Genomic DNA, 18,146 nt, shown 5'->3' on the forward strand with positions numbered 1-18,146 from the left:
CGGTCTTGTACCCACAATGCGTTCATGTGGTGCATCAAATAAAAAGAGAAGAACAGCATGAGCCAGAACGCAGAGTTCGATTACATCGTAGTTGGCGCGGGCGCGGCCGGTTGCGTGGTTGCCAGTCGTCTGTCGGAAGATCCGACGATTTCCGTCTGTCTGCTGGAAGCTGGCGGTCCCGACAGCCATCCGCTGGTGCATATGCCGGCCGGCGTCGCAGCGATGGTGCCGACGTCGATCAATAACTGGCAATACCAGACCCTGCCGCAGCCGGGCTTGAACGGCCGCATCGGCTACCAGCCACGGGGCAAGACCCTGGGCGGCAGTTCTTCGATCAACGCCATGGCCTATCACCGGGGTCACCCGCGAGACTTCGACCGCTGGGCGGAACTGGGCAACCCCGGCTGGAGCTATCAGGAGGTGCTGCCGTTCTTCAAGCGCGCCGAGCACAACGAACACTTTAAAGACGAGCTGCATGGCCAGAATGGCCCGCTCAATGTGCGCTTCCATTCCTCACCCAATCCGTTTGGCGAAACCTTTGTCGAGGCCGGCGTACAGGCGGGTTATCCGCCCTGCCCCGATCAGAACGGCGCGATCATGGAAGGCTTTGGTCGCGTTCAGGTGATGCAAAAGGATGGACAGCGTTGCAGCGCAGCCAAGGCCTACCTCACCCCGAACCGCCATCGCCAGAACCTGCACATCGAAACCCACGCTCACGCCACACGCATCCTGTTCGAGGGTAAGCGCGCGGTGGGTATCGAGTTCGTACAGAACGGCGTCAAACGCACCCTGCGCGCACGGCATGAGTTGATCGTGAGTTCTGGCGCCTTCAACTCGCCTCAGTTGTTGCTGCTGTCCGGTGTCGGGCCAACCAGTCAGTTGCTGAAATTCGACATCCCGGTGGTTCACGAATTGCCAGGTGTCGGTCAGAACCTGGTGGATCACATCGATTACGTGCACTCGTACCGCGTCAAGTCGCGCAGCCTCATCGGCTTGTCGCTGGCCGGTGCGTGGGACATCGCCAAAGCGGCGATTGGTTACTGGCGCCGCCGCAGCGGCCCGCTGACCACCAACTTCGCCGAGGCCTGCGCCTTCGTCAAAACCTCGCCGGAGCTGGCACAGGCCGACATCGAACTGGCACTGACCATCGCCATGTTCGCCGACCATGGCCGCACGCTGTATCGCGGTCATGGACTGAGCCTGCATGCCTGCCTGCTGCACCCCAAAAGCGTCGGGCAACTGACCCTGGCGAGCGCCGACCCAATGGTCGCGCCGCTGATCGACCCCGCGTTCCTGACCCACCCCGATGACATCAAAACCCTGATCGAAGGCTACCGGATCATCCAAAAGGTCATGGCGACCCCCGCGTTCAAGGCGGTCAGTCCCAAGGACGTGATTGACGCCCCGATGAACTCCGACGCCGAGGTCGAGCAGGTGTTGCGCAACCGTTCCGACACCCTTTATCACCCGATCGGCACCTGCAAAATGGGCAACGATGCGCTGGCGGTGGTGGATGCCCGATTGAAGGTCCATGGCCTGGAAGGTCTGCGCGTGGTCGACGCCTCGATCATGCCGACTATCATTGGTTGTAGCACCACCGCCGCAACCGTGATGATTGGCGAAAAAGCCGCTGATTTTATTCGTCAGGACCGCGCAACTTGCGCCTCTCTTTCCTCGAAGGACGATCATGAATCCAGTACGCAGCCTCACCCCGCATAAGCTGCTGCGGGTTTCAGCAGCCATCGAACTGGCGACCGGCGTGGCGCTGCTGCTCACGCCGGGACTGGTCAGCCAACTGTTGCTGGCCCTCTCGACGGACGCGAGCAATCTGATTGCCCGCTGTTTCGGGATCGCATTGATTGCCCTCGGCATCGCCTGCTGGCCACGTCCCGTCACTGCAGCCGCACTGCGTTCGATGCTGTTCTACAACGGCGCGATTGCGCTGTACCTGGCGTACATCGGCGTGTTGGTCGGCGGCGGTATTTTGCTATGGCCGGCAGTGGTGTTTCATGCCGTGATGACCGCATTGTTTTTGCGTCGATAACCTCCCCCCACTTCTGAATTGATTCAAAGGAGTACGCACATGGGCGTATTGGACGGCGTTCGTATCGTCGAAATTGCCGGTATCGGACCGGGGCCGTTTTGCGGCATGTTGCTGGCGGACATGGGCGCCGAGGTGATTCTGGTGGAACGCGCCGGCAAGGGCGGCGACATGCTCGACCTGGGCAAGCACGCCATCGTCAATCGCGGCAAACAGTCGATTGCCCTGGACCTCAAGGACCCCGAATCCATCGAAGCGGTGCTGCGCCTGATCGAAGGCGCCGACGCGCTGATCGAAGGCATGCGCCCAGGCGTCATGGAGCGTTTGGGCCTGGGTCCGGACGTGTGCCTGGCGCGCAATCCGCGACTGGTCTACGGCCGCATGACCGGTTGGGGCCAGCAAGGTCCGTTGGCCCAGGCCGCCGGTCATGACCTCAACTACATCGCCCTGTCCGGCGCCTTGTGGTTCAGCGGTGAAGCCGGCCAGCCGCCGTTGGCACCGCCGACACTGGTGGGTGATCTGGGTGGCGGTGCGCTTTACCTGGCGATGGGCATTCTGGCCGGGATCATCAACGCCAGCACCAACGGCGTCGGTCAGGTGGTGGACGCGGCGATTGTCGATGGCAGCGCTAATCTGATGAACCTGTTGCTGTCTGTGCACGCTGCCGGTCAGCAACCACTGGAACGCGGTCGCGGGTTGCTCGACGGCGCCCATTGGGCCCGCACCTATGCCTGCGCCGACGGTTTGTTCATCAGCGTGCAAGCCCTTGAACCGCAATTCAATACCCTGCTGTTCAGCAAACTGGGACTGGGTGACGACCCGGACTTCAAGAGCCCGTACGATCCGCGGCAGTGGGGCCCGCTGCGCAAACGCCTGGAAGCGGTATTTGCCAGCCAGCCACGCCAGCACTGGATCGATCTACTGGAAGGCACCGACGCCTGCTTCGCCCCGGTACTGACGCCAGCTGAAGCCCTGGACCATCCGCACATGGCCGAACGCGGTGTGTACTCGCGCAAGGACGGTGTGCTGCAAGCGGCACCGGCGCCACGGTTTTCCGCGACGCCATCGGCGGTTGGCAAGGTGCCGATTCGCGGCGAACACAGCACAAGCATTCTGCGCAAAGCAGGCTTGAGTGAAGAGCAGATCCAGCGGCTGATCTGAGACATCGGGGCCAAAGGCCCCGAGTTTTACAATGCCCTGTAGTGCTCGCGATGGCGAAGTGTCAGTCGACATGGATGTTCCTGACCCGACGCCATCGCGAGCAGGCTCACTTTAGGTTCGGCATTTTGAGTGGGTCTCGCCACATCAGTCTTTCAGCAACACCGCAATAGGACTGTCCTCACGCAACGCATGACACGTATTGAGCAAAGTCCCCCTGGCATTGCGGTAAGCCTCGACATCGGCCGGTGTGCGCGGCGCCACCAGTGATCGCGCCATGGGGATGGTCTGGAACGCCGTGGTCGCGATCGGTAGCAGCAACTCGGTCAGGTGCACGCAGCCGCCAATCCCGCCGAACAGTTCCTTGAGCCGCCGCGAAAACCCCGGGCCGATGCGTTCGCCCAGCAACTTCTGATAGCCCGGCATAGCCCCGCGGCACTGGCTGGTCGGCACGTCAGGCATCGACACCTGCACGTCCTGCACGATGAAGTCATCGTCCAGGGTCAGGCGTATCCACATGCCGTGGTACGTCTGGCCCGTCGCAACCGTGCGGCCTTCTGCGAGCGTCACCGGATGGGTCTTGCTGTCGCTCAGTCGCCCTTCGATATCCCACAAGCCATCGGCGCGTAAAAAGCCCTGGCATTCCACCGTGCGCCGGTGAATCAACCGGCGGCCTGATTCATCGCGTTCGTCAGTCATCGGTCACACCCTCTGCTTGCGGCGACGACGCCACATGCGTACGCCCACCAGCAACACCAGCACCGCCCCCGCCAGCGGCGCGGCAGCCTTGAGCTTGGGAATGACCACGTGCTTCAAGGCATACAACTGCCCCTGGTGCATGTAGTCATAGCCGACCGGCATCGGCAGTACACCATTGACCCGGGCGTACTCGGCGTAATCGGCCTGCATGGCCACAAAGCGTTCGGGCATCTGCTGCTGCAAGTCGTTGACCTCACCGGGGTCGGTGACGATGTTGTAGAGGTGCCATTGCTCATTGCCCACCGGCTTCAGGCTTTTCACCAGTTTGTAATCACCCTTGAACAGCGCGGCACTGCCCGACAGTTCATAGCCGATGGCCTGATCTTCTGGATGAACACGGTCCGCCGTGCCGGTAAGCACCGGCACCAGGCTACTGCCGATCATCGGCTCCACGGCCCGGCCCTGGAACTGACCGTTATGCGCCGATACCCCGGCCACTTCCAGCAAGGTCGGGACGATGTCGGTGACGTGGGTGAAGGCTTTAGCGATGTGATTGGCCTGCATGCCAGGCACGCCGGAGACAATCAACGGCGTGCGCAAACCGCCCTCGCCGGCAAAAAACTTGTAGCCGCTCAACGGCGACGCGGCGGCGCTGGCCCAACTTGGGCCAATGCTGGTGAAGGCGCCCATGCTGCCCAGGCGATCGAGCTGGCGGGTATAGTTCATTTCCAGCCACAACCGTATGGCGGGAATGGCGTAAGGATCGGTAGGTTCACTGCCGTTATCGGACAGGAACACGAACACGGTGTTGTCGTATTCACCGGTGTCTTTCAGGTGCTGGATGAAGCGGCCGATTTCCTGGTCCATGGTTTCCGCCATGCCGGCGTAGACTTCCATGCGTCGCGCTTCGTAGCGTTTTTCTTGTTCATCCAGTGCGTTCCAGTCGGCGGTGCTGGCCATGGTCTGCATGCCGACACCGGCCGGGATCAGGCCCAGTTCCACCGCCTTGTCGCGGCGCTCATTGCGCAACGCGGTCCAGCCGGCGTCATAGCGCCCCTTGTACTTGTCGATGATCGCCTTAGGCGCCTGGACCGGCACGTGGTTGGCCTGAAAGCCCAGGTAGGCAAAGAATGGCTTGCCGTCCTGCCGGTCTTTTTCGATGTATTCCAACGCCTTGTCGACGATGAAGGTCGAGGAGTAATAGTCCTTGGGCAGATGCGCCGGCTGGCCGTTCTCGAACCAGGCGGCTTTGTCGTACAGAGGCGCGTACGGCCGTTCCTCCCAATTGTCCGATCCGCTGTCGGCCTGAATGAACGAGCGATCAAAACCACGGTTGTTCGGCAAGGTGTCCGGGGTTTTGCCCAAGTGCCATTTGCCGGTGATGTAGGTGCGGTAACCGCCCTCCTTGAGCCGGCTGGCGACAGTGATGGCGTTGTCGTTGAGCACCCCGCTGTAACCGGGCTTCCCCAGATGTTCTTCGGGCATGGTTTCCGGCATGTTGCCGACACCATTGCGGTGGTTGTCGACGCCGGTCAGCAGCATCGAACGCGTTGGCGAGCAGGAGGCCGTGACATGGAAATCGGAAAAGCGAACCCCTTCACGGGCCAGGGTGTCAATGTTCGGCGTGGCGATTTCGCTGCCGAAGGAACCCACATCGCTGTAACCCCAGTCGTCAGCGACCAGCACCACGATGTTCGGGGGTTTGGAAGCGGCGAAGCTTTGGATGCTGAACGCTAGACAACACAGGGCCAGGGCAAGCGGCTTCAACGGGAACATTCGCGGTTTCCTTGGTTGTTGTAGGAGTGAGCCTGCTCGCTCACATCGCCAGTCTAATTCCTGCGCAAGACACAAGCGGGGTGTGGTTGGGGTCAAGGTTTCAGCAGAAGACGTATGACCCGGCGAAACAGTTGGCCGTACGGCGGACGCAACAGCCCCATCACATCAACCCGCGGCGGTGTGAACACCGAGCGTTCGAGGCTGAATGCCTTGAACCCGTATCCGCCCCGGTAACGACCAAACCCCGAGTGCCCACAGCCACCGAAGGGCAAGTCGGTCTGAAACAGGTGCTGCATCACTTCGTTGATACACGCGCCGCCCGAATGGGTGCGTTCCAGCACATGCTTCGCTTCGGCGCGGTTGTCACCAAAGTAATACAGGGCCAGGGGCCGTGGATGCGCATTGATGTACTCAAGCACTTCGTTGATATCGCGGTAGCCGCGAATCGGCAACAACGGACCGAACACTTCCTCCTGCATCGCCAGTGTCGAGTCCGGCGGATCAACCAGCAGTGTCGGTGCGATCTTGCGTGAGGCGCTCAAGTCCTCTTGACCCGGATTGACCTCGATCACCCGGACGCAGTGTTCACGGGCGTCTTGCAGACAGGCTTGCATCCGCTGGTATTGCCCAGGTGTCGCCATCGCCGTGTAGTCGGGATTGTTCAGCAGCGTCGGGAACAGGCGCTGCATTTCGACCTGCATGACGCTCAACAGGCGCTCAAGGTCATCCTCGTGCACAAACACATAATCCGGAGCGATACAGGCCTGCCCGGCGCTGACGCCCTTCCCGCCCCAGATACGTTTGGCGGCGTTTTGCAGATCGGCCCCGCGACCGATGATGGTGGGCGACTTGCCCCCCAGTTCCAGGGTCAACGGCGTCAGGTTTTCCGCCGCCGCACGCATCACCAACTTGCCGACCCGTGGGCTGCCGGTGAACACCAGGTGATCCAGCGGCAACGCGGAAAAAGCCGCGCCCAACTCGGCGCCGCCGATGAAACCTGCCACCTCGGTGTCGTCGAACTGCCGGGCCAGCAACTCGATCAGCAGGCTGGCCGTGGCCGGAGACTGATCGGAAAACAGCAGAATCGCGCGATTACCCGCCGCCAGCGCTTCGGCCAACGGCCCCAGCGCGATGGCAATCGGGAAGTTCCACGGCGAAATGATGCCGATCGAGCCCAGTGGCTGAAAATGGATCTCAGCCTTCGCGCCCAGCCAGCCGCTGCCCAGCTCGGCCTTGCGGCGTTGCGGGCGCATCCACTGGCGAACACGATCGCGTGCGTATTTCAGACCCTGTATCGGCAACAGCACATCCGCCAGCAACGACTGATCGTGACTGCGCCAGGTAAAGTCCTTGGCCAAGGCATCGCAAAGGGCCTGCTGGTTGTCCAGCAACAGCTTGATCACCCGGTTGATCCGCTTAATACGCAACTCGGCGGACGGCGGCCCCTCGGACAACGAGGCGGCCTGTTGGCGGGCCAGCACCGCCGCGATTCGCGCGGAGGCTGGAACGAAAAGCGCGTGCGCTTCATCAGCGAGGGGCGAGTTCATGGTCGTGATCCTATTTTGCAGGCGCATTGGGGCCAATCAGTTCAAAGTCCGGCGAGAATTTGTCCAGCGAGCCCAGTACGTCATAGACCGCGATCTTGCTGCCATCGATCTTCAACTGACCTTTGATCACCGCTTCAATCGGCGAGAGTGTTTCCGCGAGAATGGCGTTCAGCGTTTCGCGGGTCAGGGTCAGCGTGGCATCGGCTTTGTCAGCGTTGTAATCGGCGACGTAGGTCAACGCCGAGTTCTCCAGATTGAGCATGTAACGCTTGCCGTCAGGCCCGACATCGGTGAAGTTCCAGTTCAGAACGATGTGTTTGCCCTCGACATCCGACGCCTTCAAGCGCACACCCAGGTAATCGAAAATGTTATCGATGGTCAGCGACCGCAGCATGTCCGGGCTGGCGGTGCGCAGCGGCGAGGCGAGTGTCTTGCCGCCGCTGCGTTGTTCCATGGCGGCGGCCAGGTAGCTGTTGCGTTCCACTGCCGACTCAGCCTGATAACCCAGTTGCTCCAGAGCATCGGCGGACAACTGGCGCGCGGCCTTGTTGTCCGGCTCGGCAAAGACCAAATGGCTCATGGCTTGCGCCACCCAGCGGTACTGGCCGTTGGCGAAGTCAGTGTGAGCACGGGCCAGCACGGCGTCGGCACCGCCGCCATACTCGACAAATTTTTTGCCGTAATCACTGTCGGACAACGCATCCATATTGGCCGGGTTGGCGTCATACCAGCCCATGTATTGCTGATACACCGCTTTGGAGTTGCGCTGCACCGAACCATAAAAACCGTGGGTGAAGGTTTCACTGGCCAGGCTTGCCGGCACGTGGCTGCGCATGTATTCGGCAATCTCGACCGGTTTGTAGCCCTTGTTCACCAGGCGCAACGACTGGTCGTGCAGCCACTTGTACATGTCCCGTTGTTTGGACAGGTAGTTGACCACTCGCTCGTGACCAAACACCGGCCAGCCGTGCTGACCCACCAGAATATCGGCGCCGGATGCAAACTGATGCAGCGCTTCATTGAGGTATTTCGACCACGCCAGGCCGTCGCGAATGGTCGCGCCGCGCAGCGTCAGCAGTTGGTGCTGGGTCGGCAGCGCCAGTTCACCAGTATCCAGCACTTTGAATTGCGGAAAGTAGTGGATGAACTCGGCGGGTGCTTCGGTGCCGGGGGCGAGCATGTTGACGATCTCGACGCCGTCGATGGTCAGGGTTTGCACCGGCTGGTCAAGTTCGAGGGTCGGCGGGATCAGGGTGATCGTGCCGTTGGACAAGGCCTTGGCGCCGCCAAGGTCAATCTGGCCCTGGGCGCTGCGTGGCAACGTGGTGCCGAACTGGTACTCGGCGCGACGGCTCATGGCGTTACCGGCCATCACGTTCTCGGCGACCGCGGTTTCCATGAAGCCTTTGGGGGCAATGATCTGCACCTTGCCCGATTTCACGTCTGCCTCATCAACGATGCCGCGAATACCTGCAAAGTGATCGACATGGCTGTGGTTGTAGAACACCGCGACCACCGGTTTGCGTGGCCGGTGCTGGTAATACAGCTCCAGCGAGGCGTGCGCCACCTCGGTTGCCAGGTTGCAGTCAATGATGATCAGGCCGGTCTTGCCTTCGATGATGGTCATGTTGGTCAGGTCCAGACCGCGCACCTGATAAAAACCGTCCGTGACCTTGAACAGCCCGTTGGACATGCTTTTGCGCGCCTGCTGCCACAGGCTCGGGTTGACCGTGGCCGGTGCATCGGCGGAACCGAGGAATTCGTAGCCCTTGAGGCTGTACACCACGTGACCGTCGGCGGCGGTGGTTTCAGCGTCCGGCAGGCTGGCGATAAAGCCGCGCTGGATGTCCGCTTCTACCAGCGGATCAACGGCCGGCATGCTGTGCGCGGTGTTCGCGTTGGCGGCGATGGTCGCCTCCGTCGCGGCTTTCTGACCGCCCTGCCCGACGCTGTTGCTGGCTGCTTGCAGAGAAATGCCGCTTTGACCTCGCGACCATTGCAGCCCACCGACAATGCTGGCGGCCAACACTGACACCGTCAGCACTACACGGATTTTCTTCATCGCACAGTCTCTCTTTGTTATTCGAATACCGTTTCGATGGTGCAAGCAAGGCGCTCGGGTTGCCGGTCTTCTCAATCAATTCATCAGTCTTCACAGACCGGCCAACATCCAAATATCACTGACTCATGAAGACCCACTGTGGGAGCGAGCTGGCTCGCGATGGCGGTCTGTCAGCCAACATCAATGGTGAATGTAAGTCCGTCATCGCGAGCAAGCTCGCTCCCACAGGTCAGCACCGGACCCGACTGACAGCCCCCCTGCGGACAACCGCTTTCGTTGCAATGACCTGCGACAGCCTCTCTTGCGTTCCTACTATCGGCCCATCAACAACGCCAAAAGCGCGCTAACAATAAGAGGAGTTGTCATGAGTGATGATGTGCTGCTGTATGAAATCGTAGGTCCGGTGGCGCGCTTGACGCTCAATCGCCCACGGGCCATGAACGCGTTGAACCTGGCGACCCTCGCCGAGCTGGAACGCTGCCTCAATGACATTGCACTCAACGATGAGCTGCGAGCGGTGATCCTCACCGGCACAGGCCCGGCCTTCTGCGCCGGTGCCGATCTGAAAGAGGTATTGGCCGGCAGCAGCCTGCCTGCTGGCGAAGCGGACTTCCTGGACCGTGCCAACCAAGTCTTCGGTCAACTGCGTAATTTCCCGAAACCAGTGATTGCTGCTCTCAACGGCGTGACCATGGCCGGCGGTCTGGAACTGGCGATGTGCGCCGACATCGTGGTCGCCGCTCAAAGCGCAACGCTGGCTGATGCTCATGCCAACTTTGGTGTGTTCCCTGGCGCTGGCGGCGCAGCCGTTCTGCCGCGCCTGATCCCGTTGAACATCGCGATGTACTTGCTGATGACCGGCAAATCCCTCTCGGCCACTGAAATGCAAGGCTACGGCCTGGTGTGCGAAGTCCATGCCGACGACGAACTCGCCGACGCCGCAGTGAAGCTCGCCACGCAAATCGCGAAAAAGAGCCCGATCGCCCTGCGCCGCATGAAAGAAGTGGCTCGCGCCACGGCTGACAAATCACGCGACGACGCCTTGCAGCACGAGCAAGTGGCGCTGCGCCAACACCTGCGCACCGCGGATTTCCAGGAAGGCCTGCAAGCCTTCGGCGAAAAACGTGCACCGAACTTCAAGGGCCGCTAACCCGCCCCGTCCCCCGAATCAGCAGGAACAGACAATGAACGATATTTATGTAGTGGGCGTTGGCATGACGCCGTTTGGCCGATTGCTTGACCGCAGCGTCTACGACATGGTCGACGAAGCCGTGGGCCTGGCGCTGAAAGATGCCGGCGCCACCACCGCTGACGTCGGTTCGGTGTATTACAGCACCATGACCAACGGCATGCTGCAGGGTCAGACCGGCATTCCCGGCCCGATCGCCATGCGCCGCATCGGCATCGAAGGTGTACCGGTGTTCTCGGTCGAGAACGCCTGCGCTTCCGGCTCTTCGGCCTTCAACCTTGCCACCCTGGCCTTGCGTGCCGGCCAGTGCGACATCGCCCTCGCCGTCGGCGCCGAGAAGATGAACATTCCCGACAAAGCCAAAATGTTCGCCGTGTTCGATGGCGGCTGGGACGTGTCTACCGTCGAGCAGAACAAGCAGACTTTACTGGCCATGGGCGAAGGCATCGTGCCGCCGCCGGGCACTGTTTCCGAGCGCCCGTACAGCGTGTTCATGGACGTGTATGCCGCCATCGCCCGTAACCACATGCTGCGTTACGGCACCACCCAGCGGCAGATCGCAGCCGTCGCGGCGAAGAACCACCAGCACTCGGTACACAACCCGCTGTCGCAGTTCCAGCAGCCTTTCAGCATCGACGAAGTACTGGCCTCGCCAGCAATCTGCTACCCACTGACCACCCTGATGTGCTCGCCGATCAGCGATGGCGCGGCGGCTGTGCTGCTGTGCAATGCCGACGGCCTGAAGCGTTTGAAAAACGCCGGCGACCGTGCCGTTCGCGTACTGGCCAGTATCGTGCAGACCGGTACCCACCGTGGTCTGGATGAGCCGGAAAAAATCATCGCCCACCTCGCGGCGAAAAAAGCCTACGCCATGGCCGGCGTGAATCCGTCTGACGTCGACGTCGCTGAAGTCCACGACGCCTCGGCCATCGGCGAAATCCTCAACGCCGAATCGCTGATGCTGGTGCCATTCGGCGAAGGCGGCCCGGCTGCCGAGCGCGGTGATTTCACCGTTGGCGGCCGCATGCCGATCAACCCGTCCGGTGGTCTGGAATCCAAGGGCCACCCGATTGGCGCCACTGGCCTTGGGCAGATCCATGAGCTGGTCACGCAACTGCGCGGTGAAGCCGGCAAGCGCCAAGTCGAAGGCGCACGCATTGCTATCCAGGAAAACGGCGGTGGCCTGTTCGGCATCGAAGAAGCCGTGGTCGCCGTCAACATCCTCGCTAACAAGAATATTTAAGGAGCCCCCCATGGGACACGTCATGCGCACCCCGGAACAACTCGAAGCCGTCGAAAGTTTCCGTCGCTTCCTGGCCGACAAGATCGACCCGGTGTTCAACAAGGAATACCGCGACAAGTTCATGCCCAAAGAGAAAATGGCCGAAATGATGCGCCAGCTCTCCGAGTTCGGCATGGTCAGCGGCGCCGTCAGCGAGGCCAATGGCGGCCTGGGCCTGGACTGGCCGACCATGACCATGTTGTTTGAAGAAGTCGCCGCCTGCTCGGTCGACCTGTCGACGCCAGTGGTGATCAACTCCTTCGGCGCACAGATGCTGGAGAAACTCGCCCCGGATCACCTGCGCGAACGCTACCTGCCGGGCCTGATCAGCGGTGATTCGTTCGTCAGCGTCGGCATTTCGGAACCGGACGTCGGTTCCAACGTGCTGGAAATCAAGACCCGCGCCCGTCGCGACGGTGACGACTACATCATCACCGGCGAGAAAACCTGGATCAGCAACGGTTCGTACTCCGACTTCCTGATCTGCACCTGCCGCACCGGCGAAGACCCGCGCAAGGGCTTGACCCACTTCCTGCTCGACCGCAAAGAACACCCGTATGAAGTGCAGAACATCCACAAGATGGCCTGGAACAGCCAGTCCACCGCGCAGATTTTCCTCAACGACGTGCGCGTTCCGGCCAGCAACATCATCGGCGGCGAAGGCCAGGCCCTGAAAAACACGCTGTCGTTCTTCGAGCGCTCCCGTGTGTTCGTGGCCGCTCAAGGTCTTGGTATCGGCCGTCGCGCACTGGAAGAAGCCGTGCGTTATGCCAAGGAACGCAAACAACACGGCAAAGTGATCGCCGGTCACCAATTGATCAGCGGCATGCTGGCGGAAATGGCCACCAACGTTGACGCCGCCCGTCTGCTGACCTACCGCGCCGCCGAGATGATCGGCTCCGGCATTCCGGCTGAAATGGAAGCGGCGATGGCCAAGTATTTCGCCTGCGAAATGGCGGTGACTGTCGCCCGTCAAGCCGTGCAGATCCATGGTGGCGCCGGTGTGACCACCGACTTCCTGGTCGAGAAACTGGCCCGCGAAGCCATCATCGTGCCGATTCCGGAAGGCACCTCGCAGATCCAGCAACTGATCATTGGCCGTGCCCTGACCGGGGTCAACGCGTTCTGATCCACCGCTCGTTCCATTCCTAACAATAACAACCCGGTCCCTGTGGACCGGGCAGCGAACAAGGACACATTCATGCGTATTCAAGACAAAGTCATCGTGATCACTGGCGGCGCTTCGGGCCTGGGCCTGGCCACCGCGCATTACATGGCCGGCGAAAAAGGCGCCCGCGTGGCGATTTTCGACCTGAACATCGAAGCCGGCGAAAAAGCCGTGGCGTCGATTGGCGCCGATCGCGCGATGTTCGTGCAGACCGATGTCAGCGACGAAGCTTCGGTGCAAAACGCCGTTGACGCAGTGATCGCCAGATTCGGCGCCATCCATGTGTGCATCAACGGCGCTGCCGTGCCGACCGGTTTCAAAGTCCTGGGCCGCGAAGGCAAGGCCGCCCCGCTCGCCCGCTTCGCCCATGCCACTGCGATCAACCTCAATGGCGTATTCAACGTCATGTCCAAGTGCGCCGAGCACATGGCCAACAACGAAGCCGAAGCCGGCGAAGAGCGCGGCGTGGTGATCAACGTGTCGTCTGGCGCGGCTTATGAAGGCCAGGTCGGCCAGTGCGCTTATGCGGCCACCAAGGCTGGCGTGATCGGCATGAACATGCCGGCCGCCCGGGAACTGGGCGAGATCGGTGTGCGGGTCAACGCCATCGCGCCGGGCCTGTTCCTCACCACCATGGTCGCCGGTCTCGACGAGAAGGTTCTCAACTCACTGAAAGAGCAGATGGAGTCGCCGAAACGCCTGGGTGACATGCGTGAGTTCGCGCATTGCTGCGCGTTCCTGATCGAAAACGCCTACGTCAACGGCGAGACTATCCGCCTGGATGCCGCCTCGCGCATGCGTGCCCGATAACTCGCGCTGCGGTCTTCTGGAGCTATTGGAGCGGTCCACCATGAAAATGAATTTTAGCCGGGTCATGCGCTTGCTCGCGCTGCGTCATCGCGACCAGGAAGCCATCGTCAACATTGAGCGTAACCGGCGCTACACCTACGAGCAGTATCACCTGCTGACCAACCGTATCGCCGATGTCCTGCGCTCGATGTTGCAGCTGCGCGCGGGCGAGCGCTTCATGCTGATCCTGGAAAACGACAACCTCAGCCTGATGATGTTTCCCAGCACCTTCAAGCAGGAAGGCACGGTGGTCATGACCAACCTGCGCGACCCGCTCGAGGAGCATTCGCGACAGATCGATCTGGTCAAGCCTCGAGTGGTTTTCCTGGAAACACGCTTGCTGGACAGCTACTACAGCATGTTGCGCCAGCGTGGCTGCGAGATCGTGGTCATGGACCCGCCCACAGCCGAGCAGGCCGGCCTGCCAGGGGTTCACAACTTCTGGTCGCTGGTGGACGCTGCGTCCGACCTCGATAACGATGTGAGTCTCGACACCGACCAGCACATCTGCATGTTGCGCTTCACCGGTGGCACCACCGGCAAGGGCAAGTGCGCGATGTACTCGATTGACAACTGGATGGCCTGCCGTGACGCGGCGTTCATCAACACCGACCTGGGCTTGAACAGCTCGACTCGGCTGTTGCATGTATCGCCGCTCTCTCACGGCACGATCATGCTGTTTTTCCCGACGTTTTATGGCGGCGGCACCAACTTGACCATGAACCAGCTGGACATGGAAGCCTGGCGCGAGCAGGTTGAAAAGGAGCGCGTGACCCACTCGTTCCTGGTGCCGACCGTGCTGTATCGCTTGCTGGAAATGCAACGCGCCGCACCCAAGGATTTTTCCTCGTTGAGCACCTTGATCTACGGTGCCGCACCGATGAGCCCGGACAAGCTGGGTGAACTGGTGGAATGCTTCGGGCAGATTTTTGTCCAGGGCTACGCGGCCACCGAAACACCGATGATCATCGCTGCACTCGACAAGGCCTCGCACCAGCCCGGCAACGCTACCGCGTTGCAACGCTTGTCCTCGGCCGGTCGTCCGACCCCCGGTGTCGAAGTGTTTATCGCCGATACGGATGGCACGCCATTGCCGATCGGTGAAACCGGCGAGATCCGCATTCGCTGCAAAGCTGTGATCAAAGGTTATTACGAGAACCCGGAAGCAACCGCCGCCGAGTTCGACGACGGTGCCTGGAAATCCGGTGACCTGGGTTACATCGACCACGACGGCTTTCTGTACATCGTTGACCGACTCAAGGACATGATCATCAGCGGCGGCTTCAACGTCTACGCCGTGGAAGTCGAAGCTGCACTGGCGGCGCATCCGTCGGTGCTGATGGCGGCCGTGGTCGGGATTCCGCATGCCGAATGGGGCGAAGCCGTACACGCCGAAGTCATCCTGCGTCAGGGCCAATCCGTCACTTGCGAAGAGTTGATTGCCCAGACCCGCACGCGACTGGGCGGCTACAAGGCGCCGAAAACGCTGGTGTTCGTCAAGGAACTACCACTTTCGGTGGTCGGCAAGGTGCTGCGCCGGCAAGTGCGGGAAAAATACTGGAAGGGATCATTGCGCAATATCAGCTAAGGACTCGGCCAGCGCCTGTTCCGGGTCCCGTTGACTCGGGGCAGGCGCGGCTGAATTCAGTGCAGCCAGGGTTAGCAAACGCTGATCAAGGCGACGGCACTACCGTGTAGAAAACACCGTTGGCGCCATAGGCTGGTCGTAGCCAGGAATTGCCGCATTCGTAGAACGTGCCTTGATTGACAGTGCGCAAACTGCATCCGACAGGCAAGCTGGCAAAGGTCGAACCCAAGGGCATCGTCGGCGGTGCGCTGGCCACCATGCCGGCGTTATAGCCTGCTCCGTAAGAATTGTTATTGGCATTTTGTTCGGCCGCTGTCGCCACCGCTTCCCCCGCCACGACACCCACCGCTGCCGCAGCGGCGGGATTGACACCCTCGTTGTATCCGCAGTCATAGCAACCGCTGCTGGCCACCACGGCGGTTGGCGGATGGTAGTAGGTCGTCCCATAAGGAACAGAATGGTAGGCCGTCGTGGTCGTGCCATATCCGGGCGGATGGTAAGCCGTCGTGCCATAGCCATCGTCATGGTAGCCAGCGGCGGTAGCGCCGTTTTCCCCTTGCGCGTGCCAGGCGCCCTCGCCGCCGGAAGCCGTTCCACCCTCGGCCCCCGTGCCGTGCCAGGACCCATCTCCACCGGAGGCAGTACCGCCGGCTTCGCTTCTACCGCTCCAGCTACCGTCGCCACCGGACGCTGAACCGCCTTTATAACCGGAACCACTCCAACTGCCGTCACCGCCGGAAGCCGAGCCGCCGCGATTGCTTTCGCCGCTCCAGCTACCACCGCCGCCCGACGCCGAGCCAAAATCTCCAGAGTGACTCCACGAGCCACCACCGCCAGATGAATGCCCCCACGCCGAAGCGCGCGACCAGGCGGCTGCCTCGTTACACATCAGTGCCCCGACTAAGAGGCCAGCGAACATCAAGGTAGATCTGTTCATGAGTCAACCTCCTCGTTCAGGGTTTGGTAACCGGGTCTTTAACGCCTTGCGGGGCTCTCAGGCCGGGCGGTGGGGAAAACTGAATCCGATGCGCCGTCTCGATAAGGTCAGGCTTGAAGAAATCCGCCGACATCGCCGAACTGAGCTTCCAGTCACTGAATTCGACTTGGTGCCGGGACCGGGTCGGGTCATCGAGGAACACTGCGCGCAGCATGCGCGGCAGCTTGTCTTCAGTACCGATCCAGGCCTGGACGAACACACTGTCGCTTGTATAGGCAATCACATCGGTGGTGGTATTACCGACCACCGTGGATTGTCCGATGTAAAACGCCACACGCATGTCCTGGGACAGATCTTTATACGGGTCCGCGACGATGACATCGGTAAACGGAAAGTAGATGGCAGCCCGCCGGTAAGCGGCCTCCAGCGTCGCGTCGATTGTGGGCGGCGCATCCGCTTGTGCGAGCAGGTTGTCTTTGCGCTCATAGGCATAGGCTTTCTTGCCATCGTAATAAAACTCGGTGGCCGGGCCATCGCCTGAGGTCAACACACGCAGGCGATCCGGACGCTGCAGATTGACCAGCGCCACGGTGCTGTAGGCCAGGGGTGGCCCCAGACGACTGGGTTTTTCGTAGGTGGTGACGGCTTTGAAACTCAGGCCCTGAGTGCCGGTCAGCCGGGCACTCATGGCCTTGAGAATATTCAGCGCCTTGGGCTCCAGTTGCGTCGCGGGTGCATCGGCGGCGGGCGCCTGTGCGGCAAACAACGGGGTCGCGAACGCAGCGACTATAACGCTGAGCGAAAGCCAGCGGACATGCTGTTGGAGGGTGGGCATCGGTTGTTCTCCCCAGAGCGAAGTCAGGCGTCAAATGCCTGGCGACGGATGTGACGTCGCAGCGAATTCATAGTGCGATGAACACGCTTCGATAAGTCATGCCTTGCACCGGTGTGCAGTCAATGCCCCCGGATACCTCAGCAAAGCTCAGTTTTATGGCATTCGCCATTGCATCGAGACAAATTCAGACGATTCAGCGCAAGAATCATCGGCGCGCAAAGCATTGCGCTGGATATTTCAGCATTGCTACCTACGCTCTCCGAAACGCTATCGATATTTCTAGCGAACATTTCGTCTTTTCCCCTGGAGCACAAACCACCATGTACCCTTCCCGAAACCTGCTCATCAGCGCTGTGCTGGCCGGCCTCCTGCTCGGTGGCTGCACCTCCAAAGTCACCGAGACGACGCAGTATTCCGGCTTCCTGCCGAGCTACAACGACTTGAAGGAAGTCCAAACGCCCAGCGGGGGCACCGCCATGCGTTGGGTGAGTCCGACCTGGAACCCCAACGCCTATGACACCGTGGCATTCCGCACGCTGGAGTTCTATCCCGCGCCCAAACCCAATGAGCGGGTCAATCAGCAGACCCTTTCCGACTTGCAGAGCTTCATGACCAGCAGGGCCAAAAGCGTGCTGGGCCAGAAGTATCGGATAGTGTCCAACGTGAACGAAGCCCGCCCCGGTTCAAACCCGCTGATCCTGCGTGCTGCCATCACTGGCGTCAGTGCCTCGAACGAAGGCATGAAGTGGTATGAAGTAGTGCCGGTGGCAGCCGTTGTCGGCGCGACACAGGCCGCCACCGGTCACCGGGATCAGGACACAAACCTGTTCATCGAAGCCGAGCTCATCGACGCCAAAACCAATGAGCCCGTGGTCAAGGTAGTGCGCAAGATATTCGGCACCCAACTCTCGAACGAGAGCCAGCAAATCACCACCAAGGACTTCAAGGAAGCGATTGAAAAACTGAACGCCGATATCTGGGCGTTCATCCGCAGTTGAGTCCGGCTTGAATCGTT

Annotated in this window: 15 protein-coding genes; 9 read left to right on the forward strand and 6 right to left on the reverse strand. The window is 60.9% G+C overall.

Annotation, left to right across the window (positions count from 1 at the left end; translation table 11 throughout):
- Positions 1 to 57: 57 nt before the first annotated feature.
- Genes NL116_RS18780 through NL116_RS18790 form a run of 3 tightly spaced genes read left to right on the forward strand, consistent with a single transcriptional unit; the run spans position 58 to position 3,202 of the window.
- Positions 58 to 1,719 (forward strand): GMC family oxidoreductase, encoded by a 1,662-nt coding sequence (locus NL116_RS18780; protein WP_494373493.1) that lies wholly within the window; start codon positions 58 to 60, stop codon positions 1,717 to 1,719.
- Positions 1,688 to 2,044 (forward strand): hypothetical protein, encoded by a 357-nt coding sequence (locus tag NL116_RS18785; protein ID WP_494373494.1) that lies wholly within the window; start codon positions 1,688 to 1,690, stop codon positions 2,042 to 2,044. The genes NL116_RS18780 and NL116_RS18785 overlap by 32 nt, the downstream gene beginning before the upstream one ends.
- A gap of 39 nt (positions 2,045 to 2,083) precedes the next feature.
- Positions 2,084 to 3,202 (forward strand): CaiB/BaiF CoA transferase family protein, encoded by a 1,119-nt coding sequence (locus NL116_RS18790; protein ID WP_494373495.1) that lies wholly within the window; start codon positions 2,084 to 2,086, stop codon positions 3,200 to 3,202.
- Positions 3,203 to 3,346: 144 nt separating this feature from the next.
- On the opposite strand, the gene NL116_RS18795 is transcribed toward NL116_RS18790, so the two are convergent.
- From NL116_RS18795 to NL116_RS18810, 4 genes are all read right to left on the reverse strand, one after another.
- Complete coding sequence (locus tag NL116_RS18795) at positions 3,347 to 3,898, reverse strand: DUF2889 domain-containing protein (RefSeq protein ID WP_494373496.1); 552 nt, start codon at positions 3,896 to 3,898, stop codon at positions 3,347 to 3,349.
- A gap of 3 nt (positions 3,899 to 3,901) precedes the next feature.
- Complete coding sequence (locus tag NL116_RS18800) at positions 3,902 to 5,674, reverse strand: arylsulfatase (protein ID WP_494373497.1); 1,773 nt, start codon at positions 5,672 to 5,674, stop codon at positions 3,902 to 3,904.
- Positions 5,675 to 5,766: 92 nt separating this feature from the next.
- On the reverse strand, positions 5,767 to 7,221 hold the full coding sequence (locus NL116_RS18805; protein ID WP_494373498.1) for a coniferyl aldehyde dehydrogenase: 1,455 nt from the start codon (positions 7,219 to 7,221) through the stop codon (positions 5,767 to 5,769).
- A gap of 10 nt (positions 7,222 to 7,231) precedes the next feature.
- Entirely contained in the window at positions 7,232 to 9,283 is a 2,052-nt protein-coding gene (locus tag NL116_RS18810) for an alkyl/aryl-sulfatase (RefSeq protein WP_494373499.1), read from the reverse strand.
- Positions 9,284 to 9,647: 364 nt separating this feature from the next.
- Here NL116_RS18810 and NL116_RS18815 point away from each other — a divergent pair, with 364 nt between their 5' ends.
- The 5 genes from NL116_RS18815 to NL116_RS18835 all read left to right on the forward strand — a co-directional run bounded on the left by NL116_RS18815 (position 9,648) and on the right by NL116_RS18835 (position 15,359).
- Positions 9,648 to 10,433 (forward strand): enoyl-CoA hydratase/isomerase family protein, encoded by a 786-nt coding sequence (locus NL116_RS18815; protein ID WP_494373500.1) that lies wholly within the window; start codon positions 9,648 to 9,650, stop codon positions 10,431 to 10,433.
- Positions 10,434 to 10,467: 34 nt separating this feature from the next.
- Positions 10,468 to 11,715 (forward strand): thiolase family protein, encoded by a 1,248-nt coding sequence (locus NL116_RS18820; protein WP_494373501.1) that lies wholly within the window; start codon positions 10,468 to 10,470, stop codon positions 11,713 to 11,715.
- 10 nt (positions 11,716 to 11,725) lie between these two features.
- Positions 11,726 to 12,883 carry an acyl-CoA dehydrogenase family protein gene (locus tag NL116_RS18825; protein ID WP_494373502.1) on the forward strand — a complete coding sequence of 386 codons (1,158 nt, stop codon included), beginning with the start codon at positions 11,726 to 11,728 and terminating at the stop codon, positions 12,881 to 12,883.
- A 72-nt stretch (positions 12,884 to 12,955) separates the two neighbouring features.
- Complete coding sequence (locus tag NL116_RS18830) at positions 12,956 to 13,732, forward strand: SDR family NAD(P)-dependent oxidoreductase (protein WP_494373503.1); 777 nt, start codon at positions 12,956 to 12,958, stop codon at positions 13,730 to 13,732.
- A gap of 40 nt (positions 13,733 to 13,772) precedes the next feature.
- Positions 13,773 to 15,359 carry a class I adenylate-forming enzyme family protein gene (locus tag NL116_RS18835; protein WP_494373504.1) on the forward strand — a complete coding sequence of 529 codons (1,587 nt, stop codon included), beginning with the start codon at positions 13,773 to 13,775 and terminating at the stop codon, positions 15,357 to 15,359.
- A gap of 85 nt (positions 15,360 to 15,444) precedes the next feature.
- On the opposite strand, the gene NL116_RS18840 is transcribed toward NL116_RS18835, so the two are convergent.
- Both NL116_RS18840 and NL116_RS18845 read right to left on the reverse strand, forming a co-directional pair.
- Positions 15,445 to 16,296, reverse strand: coding sequence for a hypothetical protein (locus NL116_RS18840; protein ID WP_494373505.1), 852 nt, complete (start codon positions 16,294 to 16,296; stop codon positions 15,445 to 15,447).
- A 16-nt stretch (positions 16,297 to 16,312) separates the two neighbouring features.
- Positions 16,313 to 17,131 (reverse strand): DUF2092 domain-containing protein, encoded by an 819-nt coding sequence (locus NL116_RS18845; RefSeq protein ID WP_494373506.1) that lies wholly within the window; start codon positions 17,129 to 17,131, stop codon positions 16,313 to 16,315.
- Positions 17,132 to 17,451: 320 nt separating this feature from the next.
- Here NL116_RS18845 and NL116_RS18850 point away from each other — a divergent pair, with 320 nt between their 5' ends.
- Entirely contained in the window at positions 17,452 to 18,129 is a 678-nt protein-coding gene (locus tag NL116_RS18850; protein WP_494373507.1) for a DUF3313 domain-containing protein, read from the forward strand.
- The last annotated feature ends 17 nt before the right edge of the window (positions 18,130 to 18,146 follow it).

This window comes from Pseudomonas sp. FBCC-B1667, from assembly GCF_059133255.1.

Coding starts and splice junctions, on each gene's coding strand:
- NL116_RS18845 (WP_494373506.1), bottom strand. CDS start 17,131: ATGCCCACCCTCCAACAGCATGTCCGCTGGCTTTCGCTCAGCGTTATA.
- NL116_RS18805 (WP_494373498.1), bottom strand. CDS start 7,221: ATGAACTCGCCCCTCGCTGATGAAGCGCACGCGCTTTTCGTTCCAGCC.
- NL116_RS18830 (WP_494373503.1), top strand. CDS start 12,956: ATGCGTATTCAAGACAAAGTCATCGTGATCACTGGCGGCGCTTCGGGC.
- NL116_RS18820 (WP_494373501.1), top strand. CDS start 10,468: ATGAACGATATTTATGTAGTGGGCGTTGGCATGACGCCGTTTGGCCGA.
- NL116_RS18785 (WP_494373494.1), top strand. CDS start 1,688: ATGAATCCAGTACGCAGCCTCACCCCGCATAAGCTGCTGCGGGTTTCA.
- NL116_RS18810 (WP_494373499.1), bottom strand. CDS start 9,283: ATGAAGAAAATCCGTGTAGTGCTGACGGTGTCAGTGTTGGCCGCCAGC.
- NL116_RS18850 (WP_494373507.1), top strand. CDS start 17,452: ATGTACCCTTCCCGAAACCTGCTCATCAGCGCTGTGCTGGCCGGCCTC.
- NL116_RS18795 (WP_494373496.1), bottom strand. CDS start 3,898: ATGACTGACGAACGCGATGAATCAGGCCGCCGGTTGATTCACCGGCGC.
- NL116_RS18825 (WP_494373502.1), top strand. CDS start 11,726: ATGGGACACGTCATGCGCACCCCGGAACAACTCGAAGCCGTCGAAAGT.
- NL116_RS18790 (WP_494373495.1), top strand. CDS start 2,084: ATGGGCGTATTGGACGGCGTTCGTATCGTCGAAATTGCCGGTATCGGA.
- NL116_RS18835 (WP_494373504.1), top strand. CDS start 13,773: ATGAAAATGAATTTTAGCCGGGTCATGCGCTTGCTCGCGCTGCGTCAT.
- NL116_RS18780 (WP_494373493.1), top strand. CDS start 58: ATGAGCCAGAACGCAGAGTTCGATTACATCGTAGTTGGCGCGGGCGCG.
- NL116_RS18800 (WP_494373497.1), bottom strand. CDS start 5,674: ATGTTCCCGTTGAAGCCGCTTGCCCTGGCCCTGTGTTGTCTAGCGTTC.
- NL116_RS18815 (WP_494373500.1), top strand. CDS start 9,648: ATGAGTGATGATGTGCTGCTGTATGAAATCGTAGGTCCGGTGGCGCGC.
- NL116_RS18840 (WP_494373505.1), bottom strand. CDS start 16,296: ATGAACAGATCTACCTTGATGTTCGCTGGCCTCTTAGTCGGGGCACTG.